The 16,432-nt window shown below is 67.6% G+C and carries 13 protein-coding genes; 8 read left to right on the top strand and 5 right to left on the bottom strand.

All coding sequences use genetic code 11. The features are described from left to right. Positions 1 to 6: 6 nt before the first annotated feature. From AC01FP_RS12950 to AC01FP_RS12940, 3 genes are read right to left on the bottom strand one after another with little or no spacing between them, the layout of a single operon-like run. Positions 7 to 378: a hypothetical protein gene (locus tag AC01FP_RS12950; RefSeq protein ID WP_474480765.1), complete on the bottom strand. Its 372-nt coding sequence runs from the start codon at positions 376 to 378 to the stop codon at positions 7 to 9. Beyond that, a complete protein-coding gene (locus tag AC01FP_RS12945) occupies positions 363 to 1,445 on the bottom strand; it encodes a sulfotransferase family protein (protein ID WP_474480764.1) in 1,083 nt (360 codons plus the stop codon). The genes AC01FP_RS12950 and AC01FP_RS12945 overlap by 16 nt, the downstream gene beginning before the upstream one ends. 9 nt (positions 1,446 to 1,454) lie before the next feature. Next, a complete protein-coding gene (locus AC01FP_RS12940) occupies positions 1,455 to 4,136 on the bottom strand; it encodes a glycosyltransferase (RefSeq protein ID WP_474480763.1) in 2,682 nt (893 codons plus the stop codon). Between AC01FP_RS12940 and AC01FP_RS12935 the strand changes: the two genes are divergently transcribed. The 6 genes from AC01FP_RS12935 to AC01FP_RS12910 are packed head-to-tail and all read left to right on the top strand — an operon-like array spanning position 4,135 to position 12,065. Beyond that, positions 4,135 to 5,163, top strand: a complete 1,029-nt coding sequence (locus AC01FP_RS12935; protein WP_474480761.1) for a tetratricopeptide repeat protein — start codon at positions 4,135 to 4,137, stop codon at positions 5,161 to 5,163. The two genes, AC01FP_RS12940 and AC01FP_RS12935, sit on opposite strands and share 2 nt — an antisense overlap. After that, positions 5,160 to 5,963: a peptidylprolyl isomerase gene (locus AC01FP_RS12930; protein WP_474480760.1), complete on the top strand. Its 804-nt coding sequence runs from the start codon at positions 5,160 to 5,162 to the stop codon at positions 5,961 to 5,963. The genes AC01FP_RS12935 and AC01FP_RS12930 overlap by 4 nt, the downstream gene beginning before the upstream one ends. Continuing rightward, positions 5,963 to 8,920 (top strand): peptidase domain-containing ABC transporter, encoded by a 2,958-nt coding sequence (locus tag AC01FP_RS12925; RefSeq protein WP_474480759.1) that lies wholly within the window; start codon positions 5,963 to 5,965, stop codon positions 8,918 to 8,920. Before AC01FP_RS12930 ends, AC01FP_RS12925 begins: the two co-directional genes overlap by 1 nt. Positions 8,921 to 8,941: 21 nt before the next feature. After that, positions 8,942 to 10,138: an HlyD family secretion protein gene (locus AC01FP_RS12920; RefSeq protein ID WP_474480757.1), complete on the top strand. Its 1,197-nt coding sequence runs from the start codon at positions 8,942 to 8,944 to the stop codon at positions 10,136 to 10,138. Between the two features lie 8 nt (positions 10,139 to 10,146). After that, positions 10,147 to 11,397, top strand: a complete 1,251-nt coding sequence (locus AC01FP_RS12915; protein ID WP_474480756.1) for a glycosyltransferase — start codon at positions 10,147 to 10,149, stop codon at positions 11,395 to 11,397. Positions 11,398 to 11,408: 11 nt separating this feature from the next. Further along, on the top strand, positions 11,409 to 12,065 hold the full coding sequence (locus AC01FP_RS12910) for a hypothetical protein (RefSeq protein WP_474480754.1): 657 nt from the start codon (positions 11,409 to 11,411) through the stop codon (positions 12,063 to 12,065). On the opposite strand, the gene AC01FP_RS12905 is transcribed toward AC01FP_RS12910, so the two are convergent. Beyond that, positions 12,059 to 13,246, bottom strand: coding sequence for a glycosyltransferase (locus AC01FP_RS12905; protein WP_474480752.1), 1,188 nt, complete (start codon positions 13,244 to 13,246; stop codon positions 12,059 to 12,061). The genes AC01FP_RS12910 and AC01FP_RS12905 overlap by 7 nt on opposite strands. 24 nt (positions 13,247 to 13,270) lie before the next feature. Between AC01FP_RS12905 and AC01FP_RS12900 the strand changes: the two genes are divergently transcribed. Next, positions 13,271 to 15,181, top strand: a complete 1,911-nt coding sequence (locus AC01FP_RS12900; protein ID WP_474480750.1) for a glycosyltransferase — start codon at positions 13,271 to 13,273, stop codon at positions 15,179 to 15,181. On the opposite strand, the gene AC01FP_RS12895 is transcribed toward AC01FP_RS12900, so the two are convergent. Then, a complete protein-coding gene (locus AC01FP_RS12895) occupies positions 15,178 to 15,894 on the bottom strand; it encodes a hypothetical protein (RefSeq protein ID WP_474480749.1) in 717 nt (238 codons plus the stop codon). The two genes, AC01FP_RS12900 and AC01FP_RS12895, sit on opposite strands and share 4 nt — an antisense overlap. A 110-nt stretch (positions 15,895 to 16,004) precedes the next feature. On the opposite strand from AC01FP_RS12895, the gene AC01FP_RS12890 reads away from it, so the two are divergent. After that, on the top strand, positions 16,005 to 16,432 hold a 428-nt coding region (locus AC01FP_RS12890), incomplete at its 3' end, for a hypothetical protein (RefSeq protein WP_474480747.1).

The following is a 16,432-nucleotide window of genomic DNA, read 5'->3' as shown; positions in this document are numbered from 1 at the left end:
GTGCCCCTAGCCGAACTGGCTCGCTGGAGCGGCCTTTCGGCCGTGGGGGGTCTGCAGCCACTCCTCCTCCTTGAGCAGATACACCCCCTCAAGCTCGTGACCATTGCTCACCAGCCCTGCAAACACCAGCGCTCGCCGGTCCCGGTCCTTCCCATCCCGCAGCAAATAGGCCAGGTGGTTGCCCACACGCAGGCTCAGCCGCGTCTCCAGCAGCTGGTCGTCCCAGGGGGACGGGAAGCTCAGTCGCCCCTGCTGGAAAGCCTGGCCCTGCCAGCTGCTGGCCCAGCAGCGCCGGTCGTGCCGCTGCCGCCAGGCCTGCCAGCGGCGACCGAACCCTGCCCAGCGGCCCGGCAGGTCGGCCGTCACAAGGCGGTCCACAGCTCGAGCGCTTCAGCCAGCACCCCCTCGCGGCAACGGCGGGCCAGCGCCGGATCAATTGGCTCCTGCGGCAGCTGACCCCGGTTGTGTATTTGATAGCTGCGGTGCGGCGGCAGCCCCTCAATATCCAGGTCTAAAAAGGCCAAACAGCGCCGCAACACCACCTCGGGGTGCAGGGCCAGATCCTCGAAGCGCAGCAGCAGCAGCTGGGAGGCCGGCCACACCGCCAGCCAGCGCCGCAGCTGCTGGTCGTAGAGGCTGCCGCTGAGGGCGTTGGGCCGAAACCAACCCAGCCCGGCCAATTCCTCTGGCCCCATCGCTTCAAGCTGCTCGGCCTCCTCCCTCAGCAACATCTCACTGTCGCCTTGCAGGCCGATCAGGCTGCGCATATGGCGGATCCAGCTCAGGGCCCGGTCGAGGGGTTCGCGCAGCAGCACGATCAGCCGCGTCTCGGGCATCAGGGCGTGCATGCGCTGCGGGGCCTGCGGATGCTGCAGGTAGTCCGGCGTGGCCTCCAGCCGCAGCAGCCCGGGGCTGCGCAGAGGCGGGAACTGGGAGCGATACCAAACCTCCCCCAGGCTCCAGTGGTTGTCAAAGAAATGCAATTCCTTTAGTGGATGCAGCCACACGCTTGGATGGCCCGCCAGATAGGCCGCCAATGAGGTGGTGCCAGATTTCGGTGCCCCCAGGATCACCACCTCCGGCAAGCCACCGGCGGCGGCGGCGGCGCTGCCCAGCGGCGCCAGTCGCTGCGACCGCAAGCCCTGGCGGGCAGCCTGGCGATTCAGGGTCAGCGCCGCCGCCTTGTCGTCCTCACGCAGCCAGTTGGCGAGCAGGCAGTGGGCCAGGGGATGGGGCGCCGCCGCTTGAAGCAGCTGCTGCAGTTGTGGCACTAAAGCCCGGCGCAGCGGCTCCCCAATCTGGAGGTAATAGAGGCCCCGCAGACTGCTCTCGTTAGCAGGATCGAGCTCCAGTACCCGCAGGTAGGCAGACGCGGCCGCTTCCGGCTGACCAGCTAGCCGAGCAGCTACAGCAGTGTCAAGCCAGCGGGCTTTTGCAATCGCCATGCGCTGAATTTAATTGGGCGGGCTTGTGCAGGCAGCCAGCGTTCGCAGCGCCGTCGCCACCCGCTCCGGATCCAGCACGATCGGCTCGCAGATAGGTGCCTCAAACAGCAGCTGGCTGTAAAGATCCGGCGGCGTGGCCGGCTGCAGGCAGCGCACCAGCTTCAGTCCCCCCCAGCCGGCCAGGGCATGGCCGTAGGGCGGGGCGTAGCGAGGCTGATGCAGCTCTAACACCTGGGTGCCAGGTCGGGCGAAGGCCAGCCCGGCCAGCGCCGCCCCGTGGGCCAGCACCAGCAGCTCGGCGTCAGCGATCTGGGCAGCCTGCTCCGCCAGCGGCAGGCCCTCCAGCACGAGCGGCTCCAGCCCCAGCCCCTGTTGCTCCAGGTGGGCCAGCAGCTCCGCCTCACCAAACACGGGCCGGCGGGCTGAGGCGCCGCGCACCAGCCAAAGGCGTCGTCCCTTGCTCTGGCGGCGGCAACTCCGCTGCTCCGGCCGCAGATAGCGGCGGCGCAGCCAGGCGCGCGCGCGCCGTGAGGGCCAGCCAAAGGGGTGCAACGGCGGCGGGATCAGCAGCCGCTTCGCCTTTAGATCCGGATGCTGATGGGCATCGATCAGCCGCTCGGGCGGGATGCCTAGGTCGTCCACCAGGCTGCGGCGCACCCGCTCACTGCCGCCGCCGTTGTGCCAAAGGTGCCAGTGCTCCGGCCAGCCCGAATCCCCGCCGGCTCCGCTCCGGGCCAGCGCCAATCCGAGCCGTGGCAGGCTGTCCAGTAGCCAGTGGTAGTGGATCTCGGCCGAGAGATCGGCCACCGCCAGCACCGTGCCGGCCACCATCAGGGGAGGCCCTGCTGGCGCCGGCTCGCAGCGGTATGGGGGGGTGGGACATGCAGGCCATGGCTGGGGATAGCAGCGACTCAGCAGGGGCCGGGGTTGGCCCTCCCCGTCAGCCACGGCCAGCCCATGGGTGGTGCCCCAGGGGTTGGAGTTCGGCGACCGCAACCAGATCCGCCCATGCTCCAGCTCCTGCAGCTCAAAGGGCGCAGCCTGCCAGGTGCCGCCTGCGTCCTGGGGCGGCACCCAGTGCTCAAGCCAAGCAACGGCTGCCCCGGCATCGGGCGGCACCAGGGGCTCTCGCCGCCAGCCCAGCAGCTCCAGATGGGTCAGGGCGCAGGGGCTGCAGTCGGGCCCCCGGCAAGCCTCGGCCAGCACGGGCAGCGGCAACCGGGGAAAGCGGTCGTTGGCAGCCCCATCACCGCCGGGCGCCGGCAACCGGGTGGCCAGCTGCTCTAGGGCCTTGGCACCCCAGGGGTGGCGCTCGGCCGCCAACCGGGCGATCGCCATGGCCAGCGGGGCGCTGGGCTCCAGATCAAAGACCTCCTGCAGCCGCTGCCGAGCCGCCTCCCCATGTTCTGGCCAGTTGATCAGCGCCCACTGGCGCAACAGCTCTGCCAGTTCTGCAGCAAGTTTTGAAGCAAGTTCACCAGCCAGACATGACCCCTTTTCGGGCTGGCTGGCACCCGGCTGCTGCATCGCCCCGCACCAGGCCAATACCCGTAGGCGCAGAGCAAGCAGGGGGTCGGATCCCGCAGGCAGGGTCTGCCACCAGCGGCTGAGCGCCTCTGGCCGCCAGAGGAGATCGGCGGCGGCGAGCTGCCTGCTAAACCCCTTGGCCAGGGTTTGCAACCTGGCAGCGCTGCGGACGCCGCTGCGGCTGAGATCCACGACCACCTGCCGTTCCAGAGCCTGCCAGGTGGGGTCGTTGAGCAGCTCTTCGGCAGAGAGCTCAACGCCGATGCGCTCGCAGCTGCGGGCAACGTTTTCGGCCAGGTGCAGCCAGGTGTGGGCGTCTCCGCCGCTGCGGCTTCCCCAGGCGGTGCGCCACAGTTCAAGGGCTAGGTCTGGCTGGCATTCGTGCCAGGCCTGCCAGCCCGCCCAAGCCCTGGTGTTGAAAAGCAAGTTTTGGCGCTTGAAGAGCAGCGGATGACCAGCCGGCAGCGCCGCCAGCCGGCGATTCACCACCCACAGCAAGCCATGGGCCTGATCGGCGGCCTGACGGCTGGCAGCGCGGCCGTGCACCCGATATCCACAGAGCACCTGCTCCAGCCAGCCGCCGCGCTCGCCAGCGGCGGCCAGCCGCAGCAACAAGTCCACATCTTCTGCATGGCGCAACGATGGGTCGAAGCCGCCATGACGCTCCAGTAGGTGACGCCGCAGCATCCAGGCGCTGGGTAGCACGGCCTTGTGTTCAAAGGCAGCTTCCAAATCAAAGTTTGCGCCTTCCTGCCAGGGGCAAACGTCATGGAGGGGGGTGCCGGCGGTATTCAGGCGCCGCCAGCCGCATAGCAAATGCTGCAGCCCGGGATCGGCGTCGAAGCGAGCGGCCTGCCGCTCGAGTCGGCCAGGTAGGGCGATGTCATCGGCATCGAGAAAGGCCACCAGGGGAGAGCGGGCGGCAGCCCAGCCGCAGTTGCGAGCGCTGGCCACCCCCAAGCCCGGCAGACGGAGCAGCCGCACGGACTGGCGTTGGCTTGCCGCCCACTCGCCCACAAGTGCTGCCGAGTGGTCCTTGCTGCCATCATCTACGGCCAGCAATTCCCAGTTGCCCTCCTCTTGTTGGGCGAGGGAGTCGAGGCAGGCCGGCAACCATGCGGCAGCATCGCGGAAAGGAATTACGATTGAAACCCGTGTCACCATGACCCAGTCGGGCAAAGAGGTGTTGGTGGGTCTGCGCTCTTGGCTACTCCGTTCTATCAGTGGCCAAGCTGCCGCTACCTATCCCTCTACCTCATCGGCGCGACCCGAACCCGAACTGGCGCGACCAGTAGGCCCCGGACCCTCCATGGGCCAGCAACTGGGCCCTGAACAACAATTTGTCTACGCCGAAGAACTCAACAACCAGGGACGTCCCGAACTGGCCGTTGCCTTCTATCGCCAAGCCTATGTGTTGTTGCGAGGCAAGACTGATCCTGCAAATGCCCAATGGGGTGCATCACACCAGCTGGCCCTGCCGGATCGCACCTCTGGTCAGCCCATGCTCGGCCAGCCCTCCCAGCAGCAGCCCTTAGCGCCGGTAGCCCCCACGACGGTGGCCGGGCCGGCAGAGCGACTGGTGGCGCTGCGCGAAAAGCTCAGCAGCGCCAATGCAGCCGCAGTGGAACAGGAGTTGAGGCAGTTGATCACGGCCGGCAACCGCGGGGCTGATTTCTTTGGCCTGTTCGGGATGTGTCAGCTGCTGCAAAACCGCCCGGAAGAAGCGGAGCGGGCCTTTCGGGAGGCGCTGAAGCTGGATTCAGGCCACTACCGCAGCCTGGTCAATCTGGGCGGCCTGCTGCTTAAGGGCGGCCGGCTGCAAGAAGCCGTGCCCCTGCTTGAGAATTCGTTGAAGCACACCCGCCAGGGATCCCCGGAATCTTTGGCGGCGCTAACCAACCTCGCCGTCGCCCAAAGCCAGCTGGGCCGCAGCATCGAAGCGGCCCAGCTGGTGCTTCGTATCTTTCGCATCAAGCCCGACCACCTCCAGCCCGACAAATTGGTGACAGCGGCAACATGCCTGGAGGAAATGGGCGACGATCCCTCTGCCATCGAACTGCTCCAGCACCTGCGCGGCAAACTGCGCGATCCCGGCCTCAACCGCCGCCTGGCTGAACTGCTGGAGCGGCGAGGCGAGTATCAACAGGCGGCATTGGTCTACCGCGAACTCGCCGGCAGTGGAACCCCGTGAGCGCGCTGATTCCGCTCCACCTACGCAATCTGGGCGCCACGTTGCCGCTACCAGATCAACAAAGCGTGCGCCTGCTGGCCCGCCATGAGCTACTCAGCGCCTGGTGTCAAAGACGCCTGCTGGAGGAGCTGGCCGGCGTCGAGCTGCCACCGGAGGCAGGCAAAGACCCCTCCTTGCCGCCCTTAGAAGACAACCACACCCAGCTGCTGGTCTATGCCCGCCGCTGCGGCTTGGACTCCCTCGAAGAGCTGGAGATATGGCGCCGCGCCCGCGGCCTCTCCCTAGTCGAGCTGGAGCAGCTGGTCGCCTTCGAAAACGGCCTGGCCCGCGCCAGCCACTGGATCTGGAGCCAGGAGTTGCCCGGCCTCTTTCTGCAGCGGCGCGGCGATTTCGACCAGGTGGTGCTCACCATGGTGCGGGTGCGTGATCCGGATCTGGCCACCGAGCTTTTCTTCCAGTTGCAGGAAGGCGAATTCACATTCCCTGAGCTGGTTGAGCGCCATGGCGATGAGGCCGACCGCCTGCGGCGCGGTGTGGTGGGTCCCGTGCCGGTAAACCGGCTCAATCCCCTGCTGATGCGCGTCGTGCGCCGATACCAACCCGGCGAACTGATTCCTCCCCTCGATGTCAATGGCGTAGTGCACCTGATCCGGGTCGATTCCCTGCAGGCCGGTCGGCTAGACGAGCAAGTGCGTGGCCAGCTGCTGGACGAGTGCCGCAACCGCTGGCAGCGCGAGCAGCTACTGCTGCTGCGCGATCGGCTGATTCAGTTGGCGGCCCCCTCGGAGGTGGCCAGCTGATGCGATTTGAACAGCTTCTGCGAGGTTCAGCAGCCCTCACCAACCTCCCCGACCAGCTGATCAACCGCTTGGCGGCGGAAGCCTCCATCCAGCAGCTCGGCGTGGGACAGCCCTTCCAGCGCGCCGGCCAGCTGCCCCCCGGAGCGGCGCTGCTGCTGGAAGGGCGGCTGCGGCGGCTGCAGCTCAGGCCGGGCGAGCCTCCGCTGAGCCTGGGCCTGGCCAGCCCCGGCAGCTGGTTGGGCTGGTCTTCGCTGTGGCGGGGAGAACCGGAACTGGGCCTGGTGGCCTCCCAGCCATCAACTTTGCTGGTATTGCCAGCCCTGCCGGCCCTACGGCTGCTGCAACAGGAGCCCGAGCTGCGCCAAGCAGTAGCAGGCAGCCCTTGCCTGGAAGAGCTAGCAAGCCTGATGGAGGTTTGGTGGCGGGCCCAAGGCCAGCGGCCCGCCCAGCCCAAGCAGCAGCTTGAGCTTCTGCTGGCAGAGGCCTTGCTGCTCGGCCCCGAAGACAGCCTGCCCCCCGGCCACCTGCTGCTTTACAGCGGCCCCCGCCAGCCCGATGGGCTGCTGCCGGGAGACCAGCTGCAGTCCGATTCCGAAGGTTGGCGCGAGCTGGTGAACCAGCTGCCGCCCCGGGTGGTGGCCATCCCTGAAGCAGCCCTGAACACCAGCGCATCTCCCTCCACAGCAGCTCCTGCTGCGATGGTGCCCGTGGCGGCGGTGGCCAGCCTTGGGGCGAGCGATCCAATCGAGCTGGGCTTCGTTGAGAGCCGCCGGCGCTCCGACGGCAGCAGCGGTGCCACCAACCCGGCCGCCGATCGAGTGCAGCAGGCTTACTTCTGCATTCAGCAGCTCTGCCAAGCCCGAGAGCTGGTGGTTTCCAGCGATCAGCTGATGCGCACCCTGCGCGATGTGGAGGAGCGGCTAGGAGCACTGAAGCTGCCCCAGGTTGGTCTACAGCTGGAGGCGCTTGGCTTTGACACCCGGCCGCTGCGGGCGCGGGCTTGGGAGCTGGCCCGGCTGGAGCCGCCAGCGGTGCTCGACCTCGAGGGCCAGTTCGTGCTGCTGCTGGTGGCCGGCCGGGGCAGCGGTGTGTTGATCAGCGATCCCCGCCGAGGCCCGGTGCGACTCGGCCTGGCCCAGCTCGAGCAGCGCTGCCCCGATGGCCTCGATGTGCTGGTGGTGCGCGAGGGCCGCACCGGCCGCAACGACGTCGAAAAGGTGGGCCTGGGTTGGTTTGTCAGTGCCTTCGGCCGCTATCCCGGCATGGTGACGATGGTGGTGCTGACCGGTTTCATCTCCCAGATCCTCGACCTGGTGCTGCCCCTCAGCTTCATGGTGGTGCTGGACGCGGTGATAGCCCGCAACAACCCCTCCCTACTGGCGCCAATCCTGGTGCTGCTGGTGGTGGCCACCCTGGTGAACGGCGTGATCGGCGGCCTGCGCGCCTTGGTCACCGCCGATCTTTCCGATCGCGTTGACGTGCGCATGGGCTCGTCGGTGGTGGAACATCTGCTGCGTTTGCCCCTGCCCTATTTCGAGAGCCGCCAGGTGGGGGCGATTCTCTATAACGTCAACCAGCTCTATGCGATTCGCCGCTTTGTCGTGGAGCAGGTGCTGGGCGCTGGCCTCGATCTCACCCTCGGCCTGCTGGTGTTTGTGGTGCTCTTCTTCATCAGCCCTACCCTCACCCTGATCACCTTGGCGGTGGTGCCCCTACTGATCGGGCTCAACCTCTCTGGAGCGCCCCTGATCGAGCGCAACCTGCAGATCAGCAATCGCTCCTTGGCGGCTGCCAATTCCTTTTTGGTGGAGCTGCTCTCCGGCATGCGCACGGTTAAGAGCCAAAACTTCGAGGTGGAGGCCCGCTGGCGCTGGCTCGATCGCTACCGCCGCTACACCAATTCCCGCTTCCGCCTCACCCGCCTCTCCACCCTGCTGGGCCAAGCGGGCCGGACCATCGGTGGCCTGGCAGACGTGGTGCTGATCGGCGTGGGATCAGGCCTAATGCTCACCAACCAGCTCAGTATCGGCGGCTTCTTCGCCATCCGCATCCTTTCCAACCGGGTCGTCAGTTCGTTCGTGCGGCTGGGCAGCCTGTGGCAGGGGGTGCAGGAACTGCGCCTATCCCTGGCGGCCCTCAGCCAGGTGATGGAAACCCTGCCGGAAGCCAGCAGCTCCGACCAGCAGCAGCCGCCTCTGCCGCCCCTGCGCGGCGACCTGCACTTTGAGCGGGTGTCGTTCCGCTATGGCCCCCGCACCCCCTACCTGCTCGATGGCCTCGACCTCAGCATCAAGGCCGGCCAGTTTGTGGGGATTGTGGGCCTCAGCGGCAGTGGCAAGAGCACCTTGGTGCAGCTGATTGATCGGCTCTACCTACCCCAGAAGGGCACTGTGCTGCTCGATGGCAATGATGTGGAGAAGGTACAACTCGCCAGCCTGCGCGCCCAGGTGGGCTACGTGCCCCAGGACGGCCTGCTGTTTGAGGGCACCGTGCTCGAAAACCTGCGCCTCAACAGCCCCGATGCTGATATGGAGGCGGTGATTGCCGCCACCACCGTGGCCGCCGCCCACGACTTCATCCGCACCCTCCCCAATGGCTATGCCACCCGCCTCGGCGAGCGGGGAGCGGGGGTCAGCGGTGGCCAACGCCAGCGCCTCTGCCTGGCACGCATGGTGCTGCAAAACCCCTCCCTGCTGATCCTCGATGAAGCCACCTCAGCCCTCGACGCCGAGACGGAGCGCCAGGTTTTCGCCAATCTCAGGCAGCGCTTCCGAGGCCGCACCGTGCTGTTTATCACCCACCGCCTCACCACCCTGGGCGATGCCGATCGCATCCTGTTTATGGAAGGCGGCCGCATCATTGAGGATGGCCGCCATGGCGAGCTGATCCGCCTGGGTGGGTCCTACGCCACCCTCTACTACCAGCAGGTGGGCATTGCCGCGGAGTCTTCCCGATGAGAACCCACCGATGAGCCACCCATGACCCCCCCACCAGCCAACAACCGGGCCCTAGCCAATCGCACCGCCCTACGCCAGCCCAACGATGGGGTGAGAAGCCTCGAAGACACCGGCTTCGCCTCAGACGACCTGCGCCTCGAAAGCCGCCCCCCCTCCTGGATGCCCATGGTGATCGGCTCCAGCCTCTCGGTGCTGGTGCTGTTTCTGATCGGCGCCGCCGCCCTGATCAAGGTGGACCGTGTCGTGCCCGTAGCTGGCCGGCTGCAGACCCTGCGCTCCACCCAGGAGGTCTCCCCCCCCGAGCAGGGGGTGATCAGCCAGGTGTTGGTCAAGGAAAACCAGCTGGTAAACGCCGGCCAACCCCTCGTGGTGCTCGACACCGAAACCCTCCAGGCCGAGGCCTCCTCAATGGTGGACAAGCAGCGTTCGCTGGTGGCTACCTCCCTGGCCGAAGTGCAGCGGCTGCGGGCAGCGATTGCCGAGGCCCGGGCCAGGCTCGTTGGCGCCCAGCAGCAGCTCAGGATCACCGATGCCCAACTAGCCCAACTGCGCCCCCTCGCCCAGGAGGGCGGCTACGGCCAGCTCAGCGTGCTCGACAGCGAAAAGAACCGCGCCGAGCTGAATGCCCGCATCAGCTCCACCCGGGCCGAAATCCAAAAACTGCAGGCTGAATCGGCCCAGAAGGAGGCGCTCGTAGGAAGCGAACTCTCCGCCAGCCGCGCCAGCCTGGTGGCCACCCGCAGCCGCCTGCGCCAGATCGTGCTCAAGGCCCCCTTCAAAGGAACCATCCTCGATCTCAGTGCCAAGCGCGGCCAGGTGGCGATCGGCGCTGCACCCCTGCTCAAGGTGGTGCCGATCGACAACCTCCAAGCCCGGGTGGACATGCCTGACGCCGATCTTGCCTTTGTTAGGCCCGGCCAGAGCGCCGAGCTCGAATTCCCCGCCTATCGCCGCGACAAGTACGGCTGGCTCCCTGCCGAGGTGATCTCGATCGGCACCGATGCCCTACCCCCAGACGAGACCAGCGAGCTGAAGGTGCCGCGCTTCCCGGTGAAACTCAAACTGGCCCGCCAGTATCTCGAGGCAAACGGCCAGCGCTTTGAGCTTCAGGCCGGCATGGCCCTCACCGCCAACCTCAAACTCGACAAGGCCAGCATCCTCGAGCTCTGGTTCAACCAGTTCAGCGGCGGTGCCCGCGCCCTGCGCACGATCCGCTGAGAAGTTTTGTGCGGGTGCTGCTGCTGCACCAAAATTTCCCAGGGCAGTTTCGCCATCTCGCCCCCGCCCTGGTGCGGCGCGGCGATGACGTAGTGGCTGTGAGCAGCAAAGCGAGCAGCAGTGCCGCCGGCCCAGCCGGGCGCTTCCGCTGGCTGGCCTGCGGAGGCGATGTCAACGCCGAGTTGCGCCACCCCGATCCCGCCAGGCGTCTACTGGCTCCCTGGCAGCAGGCGCGGCGGGTGGTTGCCGCCCTCAGCCCACTGGCGGCAACTGGCTGGCGCCCCGATGTGGTGCTCGCCCATTGCTTTTGGGGAGATGCGCTGCTCCTCGACGATCTCTTCCCCGCCGTCCCCCTGGTGGCGATGCTCGAACTAGATCTCACCTCGCCCCTGCTCGGCGGTGATCGCACTGCGGCAGGGGGCCGGCAGATCCAGCAGTGGGCGGACGCCGTGGCGATCCGCCGCATGACAGTGGGCATCACCGCCAGCCGCTTTCAGCGGGATAGCCATCCCCCCTGGCTGCAGCCCAGGCTGAAGGTGCTGCATGAAGGGGTGGATCTGCAGCTTTATGCGCCGGATCCGCTGGCCCGCTTGCAGCTCTCCAATGGCGTCAGCTTCGGGTCGGAGTCCCTGGTGCTCAGCTTTGCGGCCCGCAGTTTGGAGCCCCTGCGGGGCCTCGATCGCCTGCTCGCCGTGCTGCCGGCACTGCAGCAGCGCCTGCCCCAGCTGCAGGTGGTGCTCGCCGGCGCCTGCGACCGGGGCTGCTACGGCAGCCCCCCCGCGGCTGAAGGCAGCTGGCTCCAACACTTGCTGGCGGGCCTGGGCGAGGGAATTGACCGCAGCCGTCTGCACACCCCCGGCCTGCTGCCACCGGATCAGCTGCGCAATCTGTTTCGCATCAGCCGGGTGCATGCCTATCTCAGCCGGCCCTACGTACCCAGCTGGAGCCTGCTGGAGGCGATGGCCTGCGGCGCTCCTGTGGTGGCCTGCGCCGACGCCGGGGTGGAGGAGCTGGTTATCGATGGAGTGAGCGGCCGGTTGGTGCCCGCCGACGATCCCGCCGCCCTGCTGCAAACCTTGCTCACCCTGCTTACCGCTACGGAGATCGCTGCACCCCTGCGCCTCGGTGCCCGCCGGCATATCGCCAGCCACTTTGACCATCGCCGCTGCGTTGGTGCCCAGATCGATCTCCTCGATGCCGTAGCCCGCGAAGCCGTGGCCCGCAGCGAAGCGACAAGCCCCCAGGGCTGGAGCCCGTGATGGAGCCAGTGATGGAGCCCGCATCTAGCTGGTCTGAAGTGCTGCGCCAGGCGCTCGCCGCCAACGACTGGCTGGTGGCGGAGGGGGCCCTGCGGCGCCTGCTCCTACTCGGCGCCGCCTCTGCTGAGCAACTCGACCTGCTCGCCTATGTGTTGCTGATGCAAGGCCGCTTCGCAGACTGTGAGGACACCTTGGAGCAGGCGCTGGCAGCAGGCAGCCGCAGCTTCTGGACCCCTCACAAACTCGGCGATGCCCGCCGCGGCCGGCAGCGGCCTGAGACCGCCGCCGCGGCCTATGAGCAGGCACTTGCTTGGGGAAGCGATAGCCCGCTCACCGTGCGCAACCTCCTGGAGGTGCTGGTGAGCATCGATCCCGAGCGGGGGTTGCGGCGCTTGCAGCAGCTGGCCGCAGCCCAGCAGCCCGGCTGGCAGCTAGGCGCCTGCGCGGCCGCCAGCTCCGGCCTGGCTCCCGAACTGGCGGAATGGCTGTGCGCCGTCGGCGCCGCCGATCCAACGGTGCGGGCCCTGGTGTGCATCCGGCGCCTCAGCCGACTTGATCTGGAGGGCACCCGCAGCCTGCTGGGAGCAATCGACACCCCCTGGTCAGAGCCGCTGCGGCTGCGGCTCGAGCGCTTCAGCCCAGTCCGCCCCGAAGAGCCCGGTTATTGAAGCCGGCGCAGCGAGTGCTGCTGCGGTAGGGCAGCCAGCAGTTCGGCCCGCCCGCCCCAGCGCAGCAAGCTGCCGATCCGTTCCGCCACCACTGCCGCCAGACCCGCAGGATCCAGAGCCTCCCGCACCGCCCGCCGACCCGCAGCCGCCAGCTGGGCCGCCTGGGCGGGATGGTCTGCCAGGCGGCGCAGGGCGGCCGCCGCCCCATCTAGATCCGGTTCGCCCCAGCACCAGCCAGCTCGGTAGTCGCCCTCAGTGCGCTGAATCGGAAACCGGCGACAAGGCACCAACTCGGCGCTGCCCGGGGGCATGAAGCAGAGGTTGCCGCCATAGCCACTCGCCACTGTCGGGATGCCGGCGGCCATGGCCTCCGCCAGCAGCAGCCCAAATCCCTCGGCGCGATGCAGGCTCAGCACCACATCGGCCTGGACGTAAAGGGCGTCGAATTCATCCGTAGATAGATGGCTCGTGATCAGCTGCAGGCGGGGATCGCCGGCGCAGCGTTCGGCCAGCTCGGCGGTGGCCTCCGGAAACTGCCCGGCACTGCCCAGCTTGAGCACCAGCCGCGCCGCCACGCTGCCTCCGGGGGGGAAGGCGGCCAGAAAGGCCTCGATCACCCCATCGGGATTTTTGCGGGCGCGGGTGCTCCAGAAATCGAAGGCAAACAGCACCGTGAAGGGCCAACGACGCCCTGAGTCACCACTGCGGCCCAGCCCGGCCCGCTGCTGGGCCAGCCGATCAGCTCGCCTCCAGTCGATCAGATGGGGCAGGGCCGTCACCGGCACTGGGCTGCGCTGCCCCAAGGCCGTAGCGCAGAAAGGAGAAGGGCACCACAGCTGGTCGAGTCCGCTGAAACCCACCTCCCAGCCATCCGGGAAAGCCTCCAGCTCCCAGGCCCAATAGCCGATGCGCAGCGGTGCCTCCAGTTGCAGCTGCGCCGCCAGGCCATCGGTCTGGCGCAAAACATTGGGGTTGGTGTGGAGCAGATCGATCGCAGCCGGAAGGATTGGTTCGGCCGCAGCCTGGATCGGGGCAGTGCCGGGATGGCTGGCCAAAGGCAGATCGCGCAGCTGCACCGTGAGCCCGGCGGCGGCGAGGGCCCTCGCCGTGCAGAGCGCCCCCTCCCCCAGCCCGAATCCACCGCCGAGGTGGCCCCACAGATTCACCACCAGGGGAGACACTGAAGTAAGGCAACCGCTACCACTGTGGCCCGAACCCTGCCGAGCACCCCCCACGACTGGTATCGCCGCGGCGAAGAGGCCCTGGGGCAGCAGCGCTGGCAGGCGGCCGAGCTGGCCCTCTGGGAGTGCCTGGCCCTTCAGCCCCGCCATGGGGCCGCCCTACATCTGCTGGCACGCGTGCGCCAGCAGCAAGGGCGGTGTCAAGACGCGATCCGCCTGCAGCGCGAAAGTGTGGCCTGTGATCCGGGCATCGGCTGGAACTCCTTTGCCCTGGCCGAACTCCTGGAGGAGCAGGCTGACTGGCCGGGCGCCGCTGTAGCGATGGCCGCAGCAGCGGCAGCCTTGCCCCAACAGCCCTGGATTGCCCAGCGTCAGCAACGCCTCGCCGGCCGCGTCGCCTTCGCCGGCGAGCGCCTGGCCGATGGCCTGGGGCCAGCTGCCTATCGCCACTGGTGTCAGCAGCTGGAGCCGCCCCTGCCTAGGGGCTCAGCCTCTGCGACAACCTCGGCTGATTCGCTGCTGGAAGCCTGGCACCTGCTGCTCGCTGCCGACGCCCGCCTGCGAGACGGGGCCCTCGCCTGGGTGGCCGAGCAACTGCTGCTCCGGGCGGCGGCGGGCGAAGCCCCGCCCGATGGCATCTACGCCGATGAAGACCGACTGAACGGGCACGACGAACGACACGATCCCTGGTTCAAACCCGGCTGGCAGCCGGAGGCGTTCTGGAGCACCCCCTGGCTCGACAGTTTCAGCCTGTGGCGCCGCGACTGGCTACATGGCGCCGGCCTGCCCCCACCACCCGCGCGCAACGATCCCTCGGCTCGCTTCAGCTGGCAGCTGCAGGCCCTGGCAGCGCGGCCCCAACTACTGGCACTGCCACGGATCCTGGTGCACCGCTGCGGCGGTGCCGGCTGCCCAGATCCCCACCTACGCGCCAACCAACTCCATCACCATCTGCACCACTTAGGCGAGGCCGTTACCGCCGTCATCCCGCAAGTGATCCCGCAGGAGTTGCCGGGGCAGCCGGAGCAGACCGGCTTCCGCTTCAGCTGGGCCCTGCCGCCCGGGCCACCGCTGGTGAGCGTGATCGTGCCCAGTCGCGACCGCCCCGATCTGCTGGCCGCCTGCCTCGATGGGCTGCTGCGCTCTTCCAACTCACGCATCAACCTGGCGCTGTGGGTTGTGGACAACGGCTCCAGGTTGCAGGCCAGTGCAGACCTGCAGCGCCGCTGGGGAGAGCAGCCAGGCCTACGGGGGACCTGGCTGGATGGGGATGGTCCGTTCAATTGGAGCCTGCTAAACAACCGCGCCGCGCTTGAGGCCAGGGGCGAGCTGCTGCTGTTCCTAAACAACGATGTGCAGCTGTGCGCAGCTTCGGGGCGCAACGGCAGTTGGCTGGAAAGCCTGGCGGCCCAGGCCCTGCGTCCGGTGGTGGCAACCGCCGGCGCCCTGCTTCTCACCCCGCAGGGAACGATCCAACATGCCGGCATCGTGCCCGGATTGGGCGGAGATGGCTGCGCCCATCCCTATCGCAACCTCCCTCCCGGCCATGGCGTTCACCGGGGCCGCAGCTCCTTCCTCACCGCCTGGCCGGCCCTGACGGGAGCCTGCTTGATGGTGCGACGCCTCCTCTTCCTCGAGGCCGGCGGCTTCGACCCGGCCCTGCCGGTGGAGGGAAACGATGTGGACTTCGGGCTGCGGCTGGGGGCCCGCGGCTTTCGCCAGGTGCTCTGCCCCGAGGCGGTATTGATGCATGCCGAGGGCAGCAGTCGGCGGAGCCGCGGCGATGATCAGCCCACGCGCCACGCTGGTTTGAACCTGTTGCGGCAGCGCTGGCCCCAGCAGTTGGCCGGTCCAGGCCCTTGGTGGCCGGCAGCCTGCAGCGCCGGTCATCCCGATGGCCGCCCCCGTGAACTGGCTATCCCAGGCCTGGACTAAGCCGTTCGATTCGGGTTGGGTTCCTGTCGGTTCGGTTCCTGTCGGTTCGGTTCCTGTCGATTGAGAAACAAATTGAACTGCTCCAGCTGCAGCTCCAGCTCATCGAGGCTCGAGAGCCGTTCGCCCTGCTGTGGCACGGGCCGGTCTGGCCAGAGGGAGAGCGCCGCCTCCTGTCGCTCCTGTTGCCCAAGCTGCGCCCTAACTTCCTCCAGCGCCTCTCGGATCAGGTTGTGGTGGTGGCGAGCCTGGACCGGCTGCAGCTCGAGCGCCCGCTTCAAGCTACCGGAGGCAGCACTGAGCTTGCCCTGGTGCCGTTGCAGATGGCCGAGTTCAAACCACCCCCAACAAAAATCGGGAGCCAGCTGCACACAGCGCTGCTGGGCGGCAATCGCCTCTTCAAACCGCTGCATTCCAGCCAGAGCTCGGCCCTTGATGTGATGGCTGAAGGCGAAGTCTGGTCGGATCAGCAGGGAACGGCCGATCAAGGCCAAGGCCCGCCGCTCGATACCGAGCTCAACCGACGCCTTGGCCAGGAGGTAGGTGACCTGCGCTTCTCCCGAAGTGCCTGATTTGACGTGGGGCAGCTGCTGCTCCAGCACGTCCAGCATCAATTGCCACTCAGAACTGGTTTCGAGCTCATGCCCTAACCGCTGGATCATCACGGGATCGCCGGGGAAGCGCCGCAGGCTTTCCAGAAGGGTTTCCTTCAGCATCTGTGACGTTCAGCGCATGCGCCCATTCTGCTGACCAGGGCAGCTCAATTACGATATGACTATCTGTGGCAACACGTGCAGGTCTCCTTTGCCGTTGCCTCCATCAGCCGATGGCTTCCATGCACGACGGCGGTTCTGCCGCCGAACACAACTCACTGTGGCTTTACGGATTGCCCGGCAGTGGCGTGGCTGTCCCGCAGGCGGCAGGGGCCCCTTCGCTGCAGGAACTGGAGCAGCGACCGGCTGAGCCGGCCGGCATAAACGCTCGGATCTGGATCTGCTATGGCTCCTTGACCCAGGGATTGGCCGAGTTAGTGAATCGCTTCCAGCCGCCGCCCCAAGCGGCGGAGCTGGAGGCCGAACTGGAGCGGTGGCAGGCGGATTTCAGCCGGGCGGCCGTGCTCAAGCGTCGCTGGCGCAACCAGGTGCGACTGGTCAATCTCTGCAAGGGCGGGGCAGCTCTGCTGGCCAAGGAGCTACCGCCTGAGCTCATGGGAGGAAGACAGTTCAATGGAGCAGCGCCGCAGGAGGGTCCGCA

Source organism: Cyanobium sp. NIVA-CYA 375, from assembly GCF_056108345.1.
Note: the sequence above shows the minus strand (reverse complement) of the source record. Positions and strands in the feature narration are given on the sequence as shown.

Bases quoted from the DNA above. Each gene is read 5' to 3' on its own strand.
- AC01FP_RS12945 (WP_474480764.1), bottom strand. From the start codon at position 1,445: ATGGCGATTGCAAAAGCCCGCTGGCTTGACACTGCTGTAGCTGCTCGG.
- AC01FP_RS12935 (WP_474480761.1), top strand. From the start codon at position 4,135: ATGACCCAGTCGGGCAAAGAGGTGTTGGTGGGTCTGCGCTCTTGGCTA.
- AC01FP_RS12940 (WP_474480763.1), bottom strand. From the start codon at position 4,136: ATGGTGACACGGGTTTCAATCGTAATTCCTTTCCGCGATGCTGCCGCA.
- AC01FP_RS12925 (WP_474480759.1), top strand. From the start codon at position 5,963: ATGCGATTTGAACAGCTTCTGCGAGGTTCAGCAGCCCTCACCAACCTC.
- AC01FP_RS12920 (WP_474480757.1), top strand. From the start codon at position 8,942: ATGACCCCCCCACCAGCCAACAACCGGGCCCTAGCCAATCGCACCGCC.
- AC01FP_RS12910 (WP_474480754.1), top strand. From the start codon at position 11,409: ATGGAGCCCGCATCTAGCTGGTCTGAAGTGCTGCGCCAGGCGCTCGCC.
- AC01FP_RS12895 (WP_474480749.1), bottom strand. From the start codon at position 15,894: ATGCTGAAGGAAACCCTTCTGGAAAGCCTGCGGCGCTTCCCCGGCGAT.